A 16,403-nucleotide genomic window follows, 5' to 3' on the forward strand; every position below is an offset into this window, starting at 1 on the left:
TTCTAATAATTTGGATTTTGTATTATTCTGCCATTACTCCTATCTATTTCAGATTGAGGAATCGGCCATACCAAATGTTTTGCAATGTCAAAATTAATCCCCTTATCTTGCAGTTCCTTTTTATTTGTGGTTTCATATTTGTCCGTTGATAATTGAGTGTTGTAAACGACAAAACTTCCTGTCTGGCCGAAAAGACTCGCAATTACAGGTTTGTTTGTTTGAGGATCTATTTGACGACGAATATCAAATAATCTCAGTCCTTCAAATGCTAATTCCATTCTTCTTTCCTTCCAGATAGTTCTCAAGATATTAACGCCTGTAACCGTTCCTTTTTTAGGCGGCAAGTTAACTCTTGCTCTTATAAAATCCACATCATCCATTGCAAGATCAAATTTATTAAGATGGTAGGCGGCTTCGGCTCTGATAAGGTACATCTCTGCTAACCGTAAAATCGGTACATTTAGTGGAGCGTTAAATCTTTTATCTACTAATATTCTCCTTGTAGCAACAGGGATATAATATTTTCTGATGATACGACCAGATTTATTCTGTTCCAGATCAAAAATATGTGTAGGATTTAAAGTTTCATCACCATAAGCAGCTTCACCATATTTTGTTATTGTAGCTCTTCTTCTTATTACATCACCTTCTGACAAATAACAATTTTCAAGGTCACTAGTAGGTGTACACCATCCCCATCCATCCATTACATCATCACTATTGTTACTTGGAAAATTTTCTTTTTTCTCACCTCTTGCTCCAGCAAAAGTACACATTTGATTACCAAGTTGCTTGTCGGAAGCACTACTTGTTTGTAATTCAAATATAGATTCAACGCCATTATGATTATTTACATTCCATATATTTAAGAAGTTAGATTCTAACTGAAATCCTCCTTTTGTAATAACGGTATCAGCATAAACATATGCCTTATCCCATTTTTCTTGAAATAAAAACACTCTTGCTAATAAAGCATAACAAGCCCATTTATTAACCCTTCCTTTTTCTGGATCTTTGCTGAGTAATTTAAACTTCTGTATAGCTAAAATCAGATCATCTTCAATTTGCTTATAAACCTCTTCTTTAGTCGCTCGTACTTTGTTCATATCATTTGATGACAAGATATCTAAAATAAGAGGTACTCCCCCAAAGTTATTAACCAAATCATAATAATTATAAGCTCGTATAAACAATGCTTCGCCTAAGTTTAAATTCTTTTGTGATTCTAAAATCTTAGAATTAGAAATCCTACTGATAGCAATATTACAGGCAGAAATATTTTCATAACGAGTAGCATAAATGCTTTTCAAATATCCCATTCTATTGGGAGTTATAACATAGTGAGCAGCTGGCTGTAATTGTGAAGGATCTTGTCCGGTATTACCCATCCATGCATCGTCTGTAGCTGTTTCATTTGTCAATTGAGGTGCTATCAATTGATACCAATCATAATGAAGAAGAAGCCTTTTATATAAATCATTTACGAAGGTTTGGCATTCTTCTGATGTTGAAAAATAATTATCCAGATTTTGGACGCCTCTCTCATTATGAACTATAAAATCATCACATGAAAACAAACTCAAACTTAAAATTATGAAATAGACATATTTTTTCATTTTATTTATTTTTTTAATTATTAAAAAGTAATATTTGTACCAATTAAAAAAGTTGGTTGTATAGGATAATCCCATCCCCCAAAACCAAATCCTAATACTCCACCTCCAACTTCTGGATCTATCCCATCGTACTTGGTAAGAGTCAGAATATTTTGACCTGCCAGATATATTCTAACTTTAGAAATATTGAACAATTGATTAAAAGTATACCCTATTTGCAAATTTTTCAATCTAATAAAAGAACCATCTTCAATATAAAATGAAGAAAATTTTGAAAAATTCTCATTATTGTCTATTGCAGAAATTTTAGGAATGTCATTTGATGTTCCCTCTCCATGCCATGCTAAATTTGTCAATCCTGCTATTTTGTTCGTTTTATCAATGCAATTATGTAATTCATTTTTATTTTGATCTACCAAATTATTCCCAAAACTACAGTAAAAATTAGCTAAAAGATCTATATTTTTATATGCAAAATTTAAATTGATCCCCATTGTAAAATCAGCCCACGGTGAACCAATTTTCGTTCGATCATTTGCATCCAAAACACCATCATTATTTATATCTTTAAATCTAATATCTCCAACTTTTGCATAGGGTTGCAAAAAAATCCCATGCTCACTAGTATGACTGTTTATTTCGGTTTGATTTTGGAAAATTCCGTCTGCTACATACCCATAAAAATATCCTGGCTCTTCACCTTCAATTGTAATCGTTTTCTCATTATTGCCATATAAAGGTTCTTTATTACCACCTAATGAACTCATTTTAACATTAAAAGTAGTAAATGTAACATCAGCATTAAAATAAAAATCATTTACTTTTTCAGAATAAGATAAATTAGCATCAACCCCTTTAGTCTTCATAGAACCAATATTCGTCCAAATTTTTGCATCGTTAGGATAACCTGAATAATTTGGATAAGCTTTCATAAAAAGCATATCTTTTGTATTCTTAACATAGTATTCTAAAGAACCAGATAATTTCCCCTGAAGTAAATTAAAATCAATACCAATATTTTTATCTTCAACAGTTTCCCATTTAATATCTTCATTTTTAATAGCACTCGGATAGGTTGTATTTACAATATTATCGCCAAAAACATAATACCCTTTGCCTAATTTAGACATATAAACAGCAGCTGGTAAATTCTGATTTCCAACTTGTCCTGCTCCGATTCTTACTTTTAAATCATTAACCACATCTCTAATACCTGACATAAAGTTTTCTTGAGAAATTCTCCAAGCAAGAGAGATAGAAGGAAAGGAAGCCCATTTGTTCTTTTCTAAAAATTTTGAAGAACCATCAACTCGATAAGTCGCTGTTAAATAATATCTATTATCCCGATTATACATGATTCGCGCAAAATAAGACATAACAGAATTTGTATAAGACGTCCCTCCTGTTTGAGGATTTAATGTTCCTGCATCTAATTCTCTCAATTCTTCACTGTTATTTGGTGTTTTTTCTTTTGTACCCCATAAAGATGTACCATTCCATTCCTCTAAGGTATTTCCCAACATAGCAGTAATATTATGCTTATTATTAATTGTCTTTAAATAAGTTATAGTATTTTGCAAACTCCAATTTCTGTACATGGGCTGGTTCCTCTCTACTCTGTTATATGTTTGAAATTCATGTGCAGCATCAATTACAAAGTCAGGATAAAAAGCATCACTAATTCGAGAATCCAATTCAAATCCTACCTGCGATCTGAAAACAATTTCTGAAATGGGCTGAATTTGTAGAAAAGCTGAAGTAGATAGAGCATAACTTTTATTTTTTTGATTCCATCTTTTTACAGCTGCAACAGGATTCCATACATAAGACGGAGATCGTGCATAAATGCTATATTCATTTTCATCGCCTGTTAACTGATCTGCAGGTTTGTAAATGGGAGTTATCGGGTCAATACGAATAAAATCTGCCCAGTTGCCAGGATTCCCCCATGATTCGAATCTCGGATTTAATGTAATCCCACCGGAAAAAATTTTGGAAAATTTAAAATCGTTAGTAAAACGAGATGTAAATCTCTCATATCCACCTTTCTCATAAAAAGATTTTTGTTGATAATAAGTAATATTTGCCGAATAAACATTTTTTTCATTCCCTCCGCGGAAACCAAAACTTAAATTCATTTGAGGAGAAGTTTCTTTAATTCCTGCATGCCACCAATCTGTAGTTTTTCCTTCATATTCCTGTGGATCTTCAAACACCTTGGGATAACCTGCATTAAGAGCTGCAAGATTCATAATCTCTGCATATTCGACTGCATCTGCCATGTTATAAGGCTTTTTCATTGATTGCAATCCATAACTTAAATCCAAATTATATGCAAGCTTTCCTTCTTTACCCCTTTTTGTAGTCACCATAATAACGCCATTGGATGCTCTACTTCCGTAAATTGCACTTGCGGAAGCATCTTTTAGAACTTCGATATTCTCTATTTCATTTGGGCTCAAAAAATTAATCCCTCCACTCAGAGGAATTCCATCAACTACATATAGTGGATCTGTACCCAAATTAATAGTTGAAAAACCTCTAACTAATACCTTCGGCTGACCTCCTGGAGCACCTGAACCTATAATTTGAAGTCCTGGCACTTTACCCTGTAAACTTTGATTTATATTGCCAACAGTCATGGACTGAACATCGGTTCCTTTGACAGATGATATAGAACTTGTGAGATCACTTTTTTTGACAACCCCATAGCCAATAACCACAATTTCTTCTAATTGTTTTACGTCTTCTTCCAATATTACATTAATAACTCTTCGCTTCCCCACTTTTTCTTCAACAGTTTTATATGTGATATACGAAAAAACCAATATAGAGTTTTCATCAGGTACCATTATACTGTATTTACCATCAGTATCAGTTACTACTCCTTTCTGCGTATCTTTTATTATCACATTGACACCAGCTAAAGGTTCACGATTAATATCAGTTACAGTGCCTTTTATCTGAATCTGACCATTTATAACAATGCTCGGCATTATTATAAGTATTATAAAAATAATAATATTTTTTTTCATATTTACAATACATTAAAAAATTTAATCTTTTACTTTTACTAAAATAGCTCGTTCTAATTCAGTATCCATAACAAATTTATATGTCCCAACAGCTCCTTTATAGGAAGCATTATTTCCTCCCAAAAATACTATAATGCCGTTTTTATCCAACCTCCACCAAGGACTACTCCAATTGGGAGAGGTAATAGTCATAGCAATATCTCCACCTGTAAGAGATAATACTCTTTCCAACTGATACGGATTTTCAGGATTAGCAGAAAGTAATAAATCCGTATTATTAGGATCCCATCCCCCATTCAAAATGCCATTTCCACAAATCGTTATATTACCTGGTGTATAAGGTGAAGTTTGTGGGGTATATAATGTCGCATTATATACAAGATTCCCAAGATCTACTGTAATAATGTAATAACCTTTCTCGGGCAAAACAATTGGCTGAGCAGTTGAACTGTTTTCCAATTTCCCATAACCACCTTTTCCGAAACAATGAGGTTCAAATGAATTTTCTTGTCCTAAAAAATAAATTTCTTTATTAGCTCGGTCTGCATAATATTTGAAGGTATAGGTTTCCCCTTCTTTTTTATGATAATACATAGGTATACCAAATATATCTTCAGTTAAATCACTACCTTTCGGAACATCTGCTAAATACAAAGCTGTTAATCCCTCACTAACGCTAAAGCGTATTCTTTTTGTTTCACTATTTGGATAAATAAAATTATCTACTACAATTATGGATAATTCATAAGAATTTACATTCGAAGGGATTAAATAGGTTTTATCAAATACATAATTTTTTGATCCTCCAACTTTTATTTTTTCATTGATATTTAATTCGTCAAGGAATACTATAACTGAATCTATACCTGTAGTATCGGTTACATTAAAATAAATATTTAATTCTATACTATCTTCTTGACTAGCCAAAATAACGCTTCCATCTGAAGGTTTTATATTACTAATTTTAGGAGCTTGAAAATCACCATCCAAATTTAAAATTAACTCTTTATTTACAGAGTTTCCGGAGACATTTGTCAATGTTAAAAACACCTTATATTTATCACTTGTTTTTGTTTCAGGAGGAGCTAAAAACTCATATGAAAGTAAATAATTTTTTATCAATGAATCTGTTGGAAAAGAAATAATTTTATCAAGATATAATTCGGGTATTTTAATTCTTACATCACTTAATCCAATTTCATCTTTTAATTCTGCTTTTATTATGAACTTGCGATTAGGATTTGAATAAAGCTCATTCGTTTCAGTTATTATTTCAGGAATTACCGTTTTTGGATATTGTGGCTCATCCTTTTGACAACCGACAAATAATAAAATAATCAATGAGAAAATCAATAATTCAGTTTTCATGTTCTTTGATTAATAATTAGATATTCATATTATATTTTTCAATGAAATAAAATGTGAAAAAACCAAGGAATAAAAATGCAAAGTGATCTACAACAAATTATCATCAGCATTATTATATTATTCCCTCAGAAATCTTTTCACATACTGTTTTCGCTTGGATATGGTTTACATCCAATTCCAATACCTTATCAAGGAATTCCTTGGCTTTTTCTGTTTCTCCCAAGCCAAGCCATCCCAATGCCATTACGTAATAGCAATGAATGCGATTACGTTTGTTCAAATCCTCTTCCCAGATTGCTAAATCGGGTAAGGAAACCGCAAAATAATCAATTTTGCAATTGTCGTTTACATGTTCTTTTCCATGATCGATTAATTTATTAAAACGTTCTTTTGCTTTTATTTCTTCGCCTAATTCTCTCCAAGCCAATCCTTGATAATAAATCTTGTCGGGACTCTCATCATAATAAAAGAAAGCTTGCTTTGGCTCGGCCGCTCCTTGGGTAGCTTTTAAAAACCACTGCTTAGCCGTTTCTTCATCACCCATTCCTCTATAGCACACCCCCTTAAAATACTCGATATCGTTTTCTTTTACGGTACATAATTTTCCTTCACCCAAATTATACGGATACAAATCCGTTTCATTTAACAACTCCAATGCTTTTTTATAGTCATTTCCCTTAATTGCCTGTTTAGCCAGTTCTACCCGACAGAAAGTATATTGAAATCCCACCTTGCCTTCACCTCCTTCCCACGGATGAAAATGACGTTGAGCCAACAGTTCTTTTGCCTTTTCATAGTTTCCAAGTTGATTATATAAGGTAATGCGTTCCAAATAAAGATCATCGCGTTCTTCAACAACAGAAAGATGTTTTTCGAGATAAGACAACCGCTCAACAGGGGAATAATTGAGTCTTTTATATAATTGGTCCAACTCCATCAATATACGCGCATCACTCGTATCCAACGAAAAAGCTTTCTCCAGTAATTCCTTTGCTTCCTGCTTTTTATTCAATTTATTATAATAGGCAAGAGATAGATTTCGTAAAACGGTTGGAAAAGCGTCATTGATCTTTATAGACCTTTCCCAACAATCGATAGCTTCTTTATATTGCCTGTTCGCATACCAGAAGTTACCAAGATAATAAAACGCCTTGTAATCCGTAGGATTTAATGATAATGCATGTTTCAGAATAACTACTTCCTCAATCCGATTCGGAAAACATTTATCGGGAGACATCGAAGCTGCCTTTTCATAAAAGTTCTTTGCCTTATCCGGGTCATTATTCAAGAACGCGATATAACCCAACGTATAATAAACGATAGGATATAACTCTTCTCTTTCGTCTAAAGAAAGTTGTAATAGTTCTGCAGCCTCTTCGTATAGTCCGGCATCCACAAAATCCAATGCATATTCAAGATAAGTATGATAATTGCCTTGCAGTATGCTTTTTATTTGATTTATTTCATTCTCCTGGTGAGTAAGTAAATATCTTTCAAAAAAACAGCCAATATTGAATCTGTCTAAAGAAAGTGACTCTTCAACCCATTTCAACGCCTCCTCTTTTCGCCCCATTTTCCGCAAAATGGATGCCTTCAACTGGCGGGCTTTATGATTATGCCAATTACGAATCAGGCTTTGTTCGATATTTTCCAGTGCAATATCCCAATTTCCTCTTATACAATCAATTTGTGCCACCGAGAAATAACCCGGATCTTTCCATGCAGCATTCCAAATCGATTTAAAAAATGCGTCATAAGCTTCATCCATGCGAGACTGCAGTTTCAGGCATCGACCTAAATTGTAATAAGGTTCCCCATCATACGGATTCGGATTCCTTTCCGTAAGCGTTTCGATTGCTTTTTCGAAATAAGGTTGAGCTTTTTCAAACTGTCCTCTTCGCAATAAAAGAAGTCCTACGGCATTGTTACATCTTACATCTCCCGGATCGCGAGAAAGAGCCTCCTTATAATAATCCAGCGGATTAAATGTGGCATGACGGTATTGTTCCAAATGCAATCCTGTCAAGTAGAGTTGTTCGATTAAAGGAATATCTTTGGGTTCTTTTGCTGCTCTTGCCGGTTTGGGTAATGGTTCGTCACCTTCCTTCTCGGGTCGGTATGTTAACAGAGCTTTGTTATCTTCGGATAAAAAGGAAAGAATAATCTCTTCTGCCTTACCATCAGCGAGTGTCAAAATTTTTTTATACGGTTTTTCCGGTGAAATGTTTATTTTTTCGCTAAAAAGGACCTCATCCGAATTATCCTTCAACAAAACCGTTATTCCCTTTAATTCGGAAGTGGCATATAAGATAATCGTTGCCTTCTTGTCATGAATATCCAAGTTCGCAATGATTTCTTTTGTCGCATTTTTTACATACCCTGCTTCAGCATATGGCATAAAATACTGTGACCACGATTTTTCCTCATAAGGTTGCAACCAACTGAAATCGGGCTGATTTTCCGTGTATACACCGGTCATCAATTCAATATAAGGTCCGTCTTCATCGGTAAGATTACGTTCCCACGCCTTCCCAAAATCGCCATTTCCCCACGTCCACTGTTTTTTCCCCGGCGATATATGATGGTCAGCTACATGTAATATTCCACTTTCGGTATCGTCATCATATCCGCCCAAAAAATCATAGTTGGAATGTACTGCCATAAAAGAAGTAGGGACAGGTATATTTTTATATCGGGAAATATCGGTTCCCGGAGAATAATCGTATTTGTAATAAACACCCTTAGCAATGGGGAAGGAAGAGACGTCCCGTTTCCCGTGATCATATACCGCATGCACATCAGGTGGAAAAACAGACTTATAGGCATCGTTTACGGAAACAGCCGGATTTGCCCACCACAAAAAGGTTTGAGGGAAAGGCGTTCGGTTGTAAATCTTTACCTTTACTTCAAGATAGGCTTTGTCGGGATAAAGGGTAAATCCCTGCATTCCTTTGGTACGAAACATGCGTTCTACCTCGTTACACCAAACCGTTTTGCTACCGTCTTCATTCTCTTCGATCCTATATTCCGTCGGCAAAAAAGTACTTGGACGGTGATGTTGTGGCCAATTGAATTCAATTCCACCGGCTATCCATGGACCTGTAAGCCCTACTAAAGCAGGTTTTATCACCTGATTATAATACACAAAATGACGATTCCTGATTTTATCGTATGCCATTTGAACACGCCCTCCCAGTTCGGGAAGAATCATAACTTTCAAATAGTAATTTTCTATAAAAAGAGCTTTGTACTTCTTATCCTTTTTTTCGTCATCAATTTTTTCAATTACAGGATACGGATATACTACACCTGAACTTCCTTGATAAACTCTCTTTTCCAAAAACATGGGATTTTTTTCTTCTTCCCCTGTTGCATAAGTGGGGAGTAAGATGTCTTCTTCCCAAGCTTTTACTATCCCTAATTTATCTACAGTCGATTGAGTCAAATAATTTGTTATTTTTTCCATTAACATCTTTCATTAATATTATCCTATAATTTCTTTTTCTATTTCTTCCAATGTTTTACCTTTCGTTTCAGGCAAATTCATTTTTATAAAGAAAAATCCCCCGAGACAAATTATACCGTATAACCAGAATGTCCCATACGAACCCAACAAGTTATGTAAAAGAGGGAACGTATAAGTGAGTACAAAACAAGCGGCCCATAAGGCAAATGTGGAAACAGCCATGGCCATTGCCCGTATCCGGGTGGGGAAAATTTCCGATATAACTACCCACGTTACCGGCGCCAACGTCATTGCATAGCATGCAATCGCCACTACTACCAAAATCAACATCGGAATCCCTCCCAAATGAAAAAAATAGCCTGCACCCAATAACAAATAAATAAAAGCCAACCCACTTGTACCTATGAGCATCAATGACCTTCTCCCCAATTTATCTACCGTATACATTCCGACAAACGTAAATATCACATTGACAACACCGGTAATAACGATGTTAAACAACATATCGGAGACATTGTATCCTGCTCCTGAAAATATCTCTTGAGCATAATTGAAAATCACATTAATTCCACACCATTGTTGCAAAACAGCTATCAAAACACCTATGAGAACTATCTTGGCAAGTTTCCCTTGGAATAAATGTTTAAATGGAACATTATTAGCTGTTAACGAAAGAGTTTCCTCTATTTCCCTGAGTTGATTTTTTGCATATTCCGAATCCCTTATCTTAGCGAAAATATCATACGCTTTATCGTATTTTAATTTCGATGCCAACCAACGTGGACTTTCAGGGATAAAAAATACCAACAGGAAAAATAATAATGCCGGAATTGTTCCTGCCCAAAACATATACCGCCATCCCATTTGGCCATTCCATGAAGAAAGTATATCTTCACCTTCAATGAAGGGTTTTGCAATCAGCCAATTAATTATCTGAGCCGACAAAATTCCCAGTACGATTGCCAGTTGATAAAAAGAAACAAATTTACCTCTTACTGAAGAAGGTGAAATTTCCGAAATATACATGGGAGATATATTCGATGCTAAACCAATGCCTATCCCTCCCACTATCCGAAAAAAAACAAACCATTCAATGGAATTTACAGCTCCTGTGCCAATACCGGCAAGGATAAAAATTAATGACGCGGTCATCAGCAATGCTTTTCTGCCATATTTATCGGATAAACTCCCGGACATGGCAACTCCGATCAAACACCCTAAAATGGCACTGCTCATTGCCCACCCTTGAAGCCAGGGAATATTCCCAATAGAAAAATAAACCTCATAAAAAGGTTTTGCTCCGCCAATGACTACCCAATCATAGCCGAACAAAAATCCTCCCATCGCAGCTGCAAAGGATATCAGGATCAAATAACGATTGTTGATTCTTACTTTTTCCATATTCTATTATTAAACGTTACAAAGTTAGGTCAACATATCACAAAAAAAATGGAGTTTATTTTGTATTTGATGTAAAAAATCACTATTTTTGGAATGATTTTAACAAAATATCAATTTATTAAAGATAAACATGTAAAATATAGCTATAAAGATGTAAAATACAATGACTGAAAAAATCGCCGAAGGCTTTAAAGGGGAAAAGGCAATCATATTACCTTATAACATCAGGACATATCAAGCACAGAATAATGTCACAAAACAGCTGTATGTTACTCATATTGGCTATTACCCAAAAGCGAAATACCATTTTAGAGAAAGGAAACAGGGTGCAAAACAAAATATTTTGATATACTGTGAAGAAGGCAAAGGTTGGATCATTTACAATGATGAAAAATTTCACTTAACAAGAAATCAAGCATTCATATTACCTGCAAACGAAGCTCATGCTTATGGAGCAAATAATGCCGATCCCTGGAGTATTTATTGGATACATTTTCTTGGAGAAATGGCAGGTATATTTTCCTCAATAACAGGGAAGATAATAGATGTCTATGAATCTGACAGTAGTAGGTACCAAGACAGATTTATATTATTTGAAGAAATTTTCCGAAATTTAGAAATGGGATATAGTCCCGAGAATTTGGAATATACCAGTTTTTGTTTATTGCATTTTTTGGCATCGATCAAGTACATACCCCAATTTAGAAGTATAAAAAACATTAAAGAAAAAGATACTGTTCAGAAAAGTATTTTATACATGAAAGACAATTTGGAGAATAAAATTACCCTTGAAGATATGGCTCAACATGTTGGATATTCACCTTCACACTTTGAAAATCTGTTTTTGGAAAAGACTTCCTATTCTCCTATGAAATATTACAATCAGCTTAAAATTCAGCGGGCATGCTCCTACCTCCAGTTTTCCGATTTAAAAATTAAAGAAATAGCATTCCGTCTTGGATATTTTGACCCCTATCATTTTTCTAATGCCTTTAAAAAAGAAATGGGTATTTCCCCAAAGGAATATAAAAGAAAATATAAATGATATAATGAACCCGATTTTACTTTTCTGTCATGGTGCAATTTTCTTAATTGCTGATTTTCTGAACAATATTTGAGATAAAAGGTATCGGAACCTGAAAAATTGTTTTCCGAGATCAATGGAAAAATTTTTTATCCTCCGTCGAATTTCCCGAAGATAGATAAAAAAACCGGTCATTCGACCGGTTTTATATTTTTTGTGATCCGCCTGGGATTCGAACCCAGGACCCCATCCTTAAAAGGGATGTGCTCTACCTGCTGAGCTAGCGAATCGACCTCATTGCTTTCTTGCAAAAGCGAGTGCAAAGATAGAATCTTTATTTTAAAAATCCAAAGGTTCGTATGGTAAATTTGTAAAAATATAGGTTACGATCTTTTCTGCAGCCTTCAAATAAACCGAAGCAACTTGCCTGCCCGACTCCGATATTCGGAGCAAGATCTTATGCCACCTTTAGATAAAAACCTTAGCCACAATCGCATTCCGAAATGAAAGAGCACCACATCGTCTTATCGGAAACCGTCCTTTACTAACGATTGCGTTCAGAATCAAAAAAAATGCACGTTGATACGAACAGCAGAAAAACCATCTCAATACCGATAGTGTTCCGGCTTGTAAGGTCCATCCACCGGCACACCCAGGTATTCGGCCTGTTTGGGCGTCAGTCGCGTAAGTTTCACCCCGAGTCGATCCAAATGCAGGCGGGCCACTTCCTCGTCGAGATGCTTCGGTAATCGATACACCCCCACCTCATAGTCGTTTTTCCACAACTCCATTTGCGCCAACGTCTGATTCGTAAACGAATTGCTCATCACAAACGACGGATGCCCCGTGGCACAACCCAGATTGACCAACCGCCCCTCGGCCAACAGAAAAATGGCATTTCCCGAAGGGAAAGTATATTTATCCACCTGCGGTTTGATATTGGTATGCCGTATCCCCGGGAAGTTCACCAGCCTGTCCACCTGAATCTCGTTGTCGAAATGCCCGATATTGCATACGATAGCCTGATCTTTCATCTGTTGCATATGCTCAAGGGTAATCACGTCGCAATTGCCGGTTGCCGTCACAAAGATATTTCCTTCCTTCACGGCCTCCTCCATCGTGGTCACCTCGAACCCCTCCATGGCAGCCTGCAAAGCACAAATGGGGTCGACCTCCGTAACCAGGACGCGCGCACCATACGAGCGCATCGATTGTGCGCACCCCTTGCCCACATCGCCGTAACCCAGCACCACCACCACCTTTCCGGCAATCATCACGTCCGTTGCACGCTTGATACCATCGGCCAGCGATTCGCGACAACCGTACAGGTTATCGAATTTCGATTTGGTAACCGAATCGTTCACATTAATGGCCGGCACCAGCAGTTCGCCTCTTTCCATCATTTGATACAGCCGGTGAACGCCCGTCGTTGTTTCTTCCGAAATCCCCTTCAAGCTCTCCACCGTCCTGTGCCAGCGACGATTATCCTCGTGCAAAATCCGTTTCAGCGTATCCAGAACAGCCTGCTCCTCCCTGTTCTCCCCTTTTCGGTTGAGCAACTCGGGATTTTCTTCGGCATAATACCCCTTATGCACCAGCAACGAAGCATCGCCACCGTCGTCCACAATCAGATTCGGCCCCTTACCTTCGGGAAAACGCAACGCCATATCGGTACACCACCAATACTCTTCAATGGTTTCGCCTTTCCAAGCAAAAACCGGCACACCCGCCGCTGCAATTGCGGCAGCAGCATGGTCCTGCGTAGAAAAGATGTTGCAGCTCGCCCAACGCACATCGGCACCCAATTTCACTAACGTCTCAATCAATACCGCCGTTTGTATGGTCATGTGCAGCGAACCGGTAATGCGTGCACCCTTCAACGGTTGTTCCGCCGCATATTTCCTGCGCAGGGCCATCAGTCCCGGCATCTCTTTTTCGGCTATTTCAATTTCCTTTCGTCCGAAATCGGCCAACGATATATCGGCAATTTTATACGGCAGATCCGTAGCATAATTTTTATTTTGAATCATAACAAAACGAATTATATTCACTATTTTGAACAACAAAGGTACGGGATAAATTTCTAAATTCCGAACCTTTACGAGAAAGTTGCACTCCTAAGTTGAACTTACGGCCAAACAAAATCTCGACCGAAATTTTCATCCTCTTGTATGAAGATTGAAAAAATTATCCTCTATATTTGTAAAAAAGGAAAAAAGCTGACGATTTGGAGCTTCGCCATATAAACCGCTGAACGTGTTTCGGCAGGTTTTTATGGAAATTTTCCGCATCTTTGCAAGAGGTAAAAACTTACGAATTGAGGCTTCACCGGATAAACCCAACGAAAAGATCGATCGAAAGAAAGAACATGAATGAGAAAAAAGAAAACCCCGACTATTGCTCCGAAAACACCCATGGGCATTTCCGAGAGAGCAAAACCCTGTCTGAAATCACAAACGATTTAGTAACGGAATCACTGAAATACTGTCTCAAAACCCACATCGAAAATACATTCCGAACAGCGAACCTTGATGAAAAACTCACTTCCTTGTTCTCGGAAACCGAAAAGGAAAATCCTTTTAACGAAAAAGAGACCCATTTCCTGGTAGAACAAATCAACCGGCTAAAAATCCTCGATCTCACGGTGGGTGACGGCACGCTTCTCGTCGAAGTGTTAAACAAACTGACCTTCCTGCTTTCGAAACTCGACCCCTTAAACGAGAAGTGGAAACAGCAGCAAATCATGGTGCTTGACGGTATCGCCGACCCCATTTTAAAAAGCAAACTTCGCGAAAAAATAGAAACCGTTTTTAGCCAAAACAAACCCGATTACGCGCGAAAACGGTACTTGTTTCAAAACTGCCTCTACGGCTTATGCAGCGACCCCTCGTCTTTAAACGCAGCCAAGCACAACCTTTTAAATTGCCTGCTTGAAGAACAGGAAGCAGCACCGGATATGAATGCACGTGAAGATATCGACTCCTTGTTCCATCTCGAAACCAATCCGTTGACCGCAAATGCACCAATCGGATCGTCCAAACATCGAGAAGAAGAACGTTGCCACACCAACCGGTCGGACGATGAGTTCGACCCCGAACGGGTATTCGGAATAGAAAACAAGAGCATCACCCTTCAAAAACAACGAAAATTGTTTCACATAACGTGGGGAACATACAATAGTCGGTATCATTATGATGAAGCACCTTATCCGTCGAAAGAGCCGGAAACGGTTTTACTAACCCTCGAGGAAAGAAATCTCCTGGCCGACATCCTGGCCGAAAGAATCCGGATGAAAAAATACAGGGTGTTGGCGTTGAATGTGTTACAGGATCATGTTCATCTGCTGTTGGCAGCCGAAGAAGAAGAGGTTGACCGAATAATCGATGACCTGAAGGGATATTCCTCCTATACCTTCCATCGTGAACAGGAGGAGGCAACGGCAAAACTACCCACCTTTGAAGAAACAGCCTCAGACACAAAATCGCCGAGAAAACTCTGGCAACGGAAATACCACACCATCCTGATCGAGAATAAAATGCAATTCGAAAAAGCAAGCGAAGAGATTCAAAACAATCACCTTAAGCACAACCTCCCTCCCATCGATTTCAACGTCCTGTCCCCTGCACTTACCCCATTCGAAAAAGCATTCGACCCCGAAACAATCTCCACCGGCTTCGATATCGTCTTCGGTAACCTGCACTGCGTGAGTGCAACAGTCTTGCCTTCTGTTGAAGACAACGACACGTCAGACGTTGGCAACCTGTTCCGTATAAGCACAACCGCAAAAGAGGTTCCGGAAAACGAAAAGAACCCATCGATACAATCCTGTGAATTTGCCGACGAACTCTACGCTCGCCTCGTTTTCAAGGGATTCGAGTTGCTGAAAAGTGACGGCATCCTTGCTTTACTTATCCCCCAATCGTCTTGGGAAAGTCTTGCCGAAAGCACCGTAAACGCATTACTTCGGAAAAACAACATCTTGGAAATCTCCGATACCCCCTCCTCTTTTTCCGGAAGAATCTCCACCACAGCAATCCTCCTCCAAAAAAGAGAATAAAAGGCCGATCATACGCTAGGAAAATCATACCGAAACCCTTCGGAAACAACCTTTACCTATTCACCGCTAATTCATTGGCAATCATTTCGGCTTGTTTCAACACCGTTTCTGTCGCGAGCATTTGCATATCGGGCGGATAACCCTATTTTCTTAGCAGCCTTTTTACCGAAAACTTTTAATTTAGCTTCCCAAATCCTACACTTCCTACACTTTCCTACGCTGCGTGATGTGCCTGAAACCCGCTCCTGGTCTGACTTTCCTACACTTCCTACACTTCCTACGGACACCTATGACTCCTGCATTCCTTTATGGATAATCCGGAGCATGTCCACCCACTTTCCGGTCAAAATCCGGTGATTTAAGAAGATAGCAAATTCTTCGAAAATCAACCATTTTGTCATATATCCAAGAAAACAGCTTATATATTGTAAAAATA

General features: G+C 37.5%; 8 protein-coding genes and 1 tRNA gene. 2 read left to right on the forward strand and 7 right to left on the reverse strand.

Translation table 11 applies throughout. From position 1 onward, the window contains the following. Nucleotides 1–2: 2 nt before the first annotated feature. The 5 genes from OLM34_RS05670 to OLM34_RS05690 all read right to left on the reverse strand — a co-directional run bounded on the left by OLM34_RS05670 (nt 3) and on the right by OLM34_RS05690 (nt 10,886). Nucleotides 3–1,616 (reverse strand): RagB/SusD family nutrient uptake outer membrane protein, encoded by a 1,614-nt coding sequence (locus tag OLM34_RS05670; protein ID WP_264405797.1) that lies wholly within the window; start codon nt 1,614–1,616, stop codon nt 3–5. A 20-nt stretch (nt 1,617–1,636) separates the two neighbouring features. Next, complete coding sequence (locus OLM34_RS05675) at nt 1,637–4,651, reverse strand: SusC/RagA family TonB-linked outer membrane protein (RefSeq protein ID WP_264405798.1); 3,015 nt, start codon at nt 4,649–4,651, stop codon at nt 1,637–1,639. 21 nt (nt 4,652–4,672) lie between these two features. Beyond that, the gene (locus OLM34_RS05680; protein WP_264405800.1) at nt 4,673–6,019 is read right to left on the reverse strand and encodes a hypothetical protein; all 1,347 of its coding nucleotides are present in this window, start codon (nt 6,017–6,019) and stop codon (nt 4,673–4,675) included. 112 nt (nt 6,020–6,131) lie between these two features. Beyond that, the gene (locus OLM34_RS05685; RefSeq protein ID WP_264405801.1) at nt 6,132–9,485 is read right to left on the reverse strand and encodes a DUF5107 domain-containing protein; all 3,354 of its coding nucleotides are present in this window, start codon (nt 9,483–9,485) and stop codon (nt 6,132–6,134) included. An 18-nt stretch (nt 9,486–9,503) separates the two neighbouring features. Further along, the gene (locus tag OLM34_RS05690; protein ID WP_264405803.1) at nt 9,504–10,886 is read right to left on the reverse strand and encodes a sugar porter family MFS transporter; all 1,383 of its coding nucleotides are present in this window, start codon (nt 10,884–10,886) and stop codon (nt 9,504–9,506) included. Between the two features lie 163 nt (nt 10,887–11,049). Between OLM34_RS05690 and OLM34_RS05695 the strand changes: the two genes are divergently transcribed. After that, on the forward strand, nt 11,050–11,931 hold the full coding sequence (locus OLM34_RS05695; RefSeq protein WP_264405805.1) for an AraC family transcriptional regulator: 882 nt from the start codon (nt 11,050–11,052) through the stop codon (nt 11,929–11,931). A gap of 196 nt (nt 11,932–12,127) precedes the next feature. On the opposite strand, the gene OLM34_RS05700 is transcribed toward OLM34_RS05695, so the two are convergent. Further along, nucleotides 12,128–12,200: transfer RNA gene (locus tag OLM34_RS05700), tRNA-Lys, on the reverse strand. A 315-nt stretch (nt 12,201–12,515) separates the two neighbouring features. Next, a complete protein-coding gene (gene ahcY / locus OLM34_RS05705) occupies nt 12,516–13,940 on the reverse strand; it encodes an adenosylhomocysteinase (protein WP_264405808.1) in 1,425 nt (474 codons plus the stop codon). Nucleotides 13,941–14,278: 338 nt separating this feature from the next. On the opposite strand from ahcY, the gene OLM34_RS05710 reads away from it, so the two are divergent. After that, on the forward strand, nt 14,279–15,967 hold the full coding sequence (locus tag OLM34_RS05710; RefSeq protein WP_264405809.1) for a transposase: 1,689 nt from the start codon (nt 14,279–14,281) through the stop codon (nt 15,965–15,967). The last annotated feature ends 436 nt before the right edge of the window (nt 15,968–16,403 follow it).

The organism is Anaerorudis cellulosivorans (assembly GCF_025943985.1).
Taxonomy (GTDB): domain Bacteria; phylum Bacteroidota; class Bacteroidia; order Bacteroidales; family Dysgonomonadaceae; genus Anaerorudis; species Anaerorudis cellulosivorans.

Excerpts from the sequence above, each read along its gene's own strand:
- OLM34_RS05670 (WP_264405797.1), bottom strand. The coding sequence starts at position 1,616 with ATGAAAAAATATGTCTATTTCATAATTTTAAGTTTGAGTTTGTTTTCA.
- OLM34_RS05675 (WP_264405798.1), bottom strand. The coding sequence starts at position 4,651 with ATGAAAAAAAATATTATTATTTTTATAATACTTATAATAATGCCGAGC.
- OLM34_RS05680 (WP_264405800.1), bottom strand. The coding sequence starts at position 6,019 with ATGAAAACTGAATTATTGATTTTCTCATTGATTATTTTATTATTTGTC.
- OLM34_RS05685 (WP_264405801.1), bottom strand. The coding sequence starts at position 9,485 with ATGGAAAAAATAACAAATTATTTGACTCAATCGACTGTAGATAAATTA.
- OLM34_RS05690 (WP_264405803.1), bottom strand. The coding sequence starts at position 10,886 with ATGGAAAAAGTAAGAATCAACAATCGTTATTTGATCCTGATATCCTTT.
- OLM34_RS05695 (WP_264405805.1), top strand. The coding sequence starts at position 11,050 with ATGACTGAAAAAATCGCCGAAGGCTTTAAAGGGGAAAAGGCAATCATA.
- ahcY (WP_264405808.1), bottom strand. The coding sequence starts at position 13,940 with ATGATTCAAAATAAAAATTATGCTACGGATCTGCCGTATAAAATTGCC.
- OLM34_RS05710 (WP_264405809.1), top strand. The coding sequence starts at position 14,279 with ATGAATGAGAAAAAAGAAAACCCCGACTATTGCTCCGAAAACACCCAT.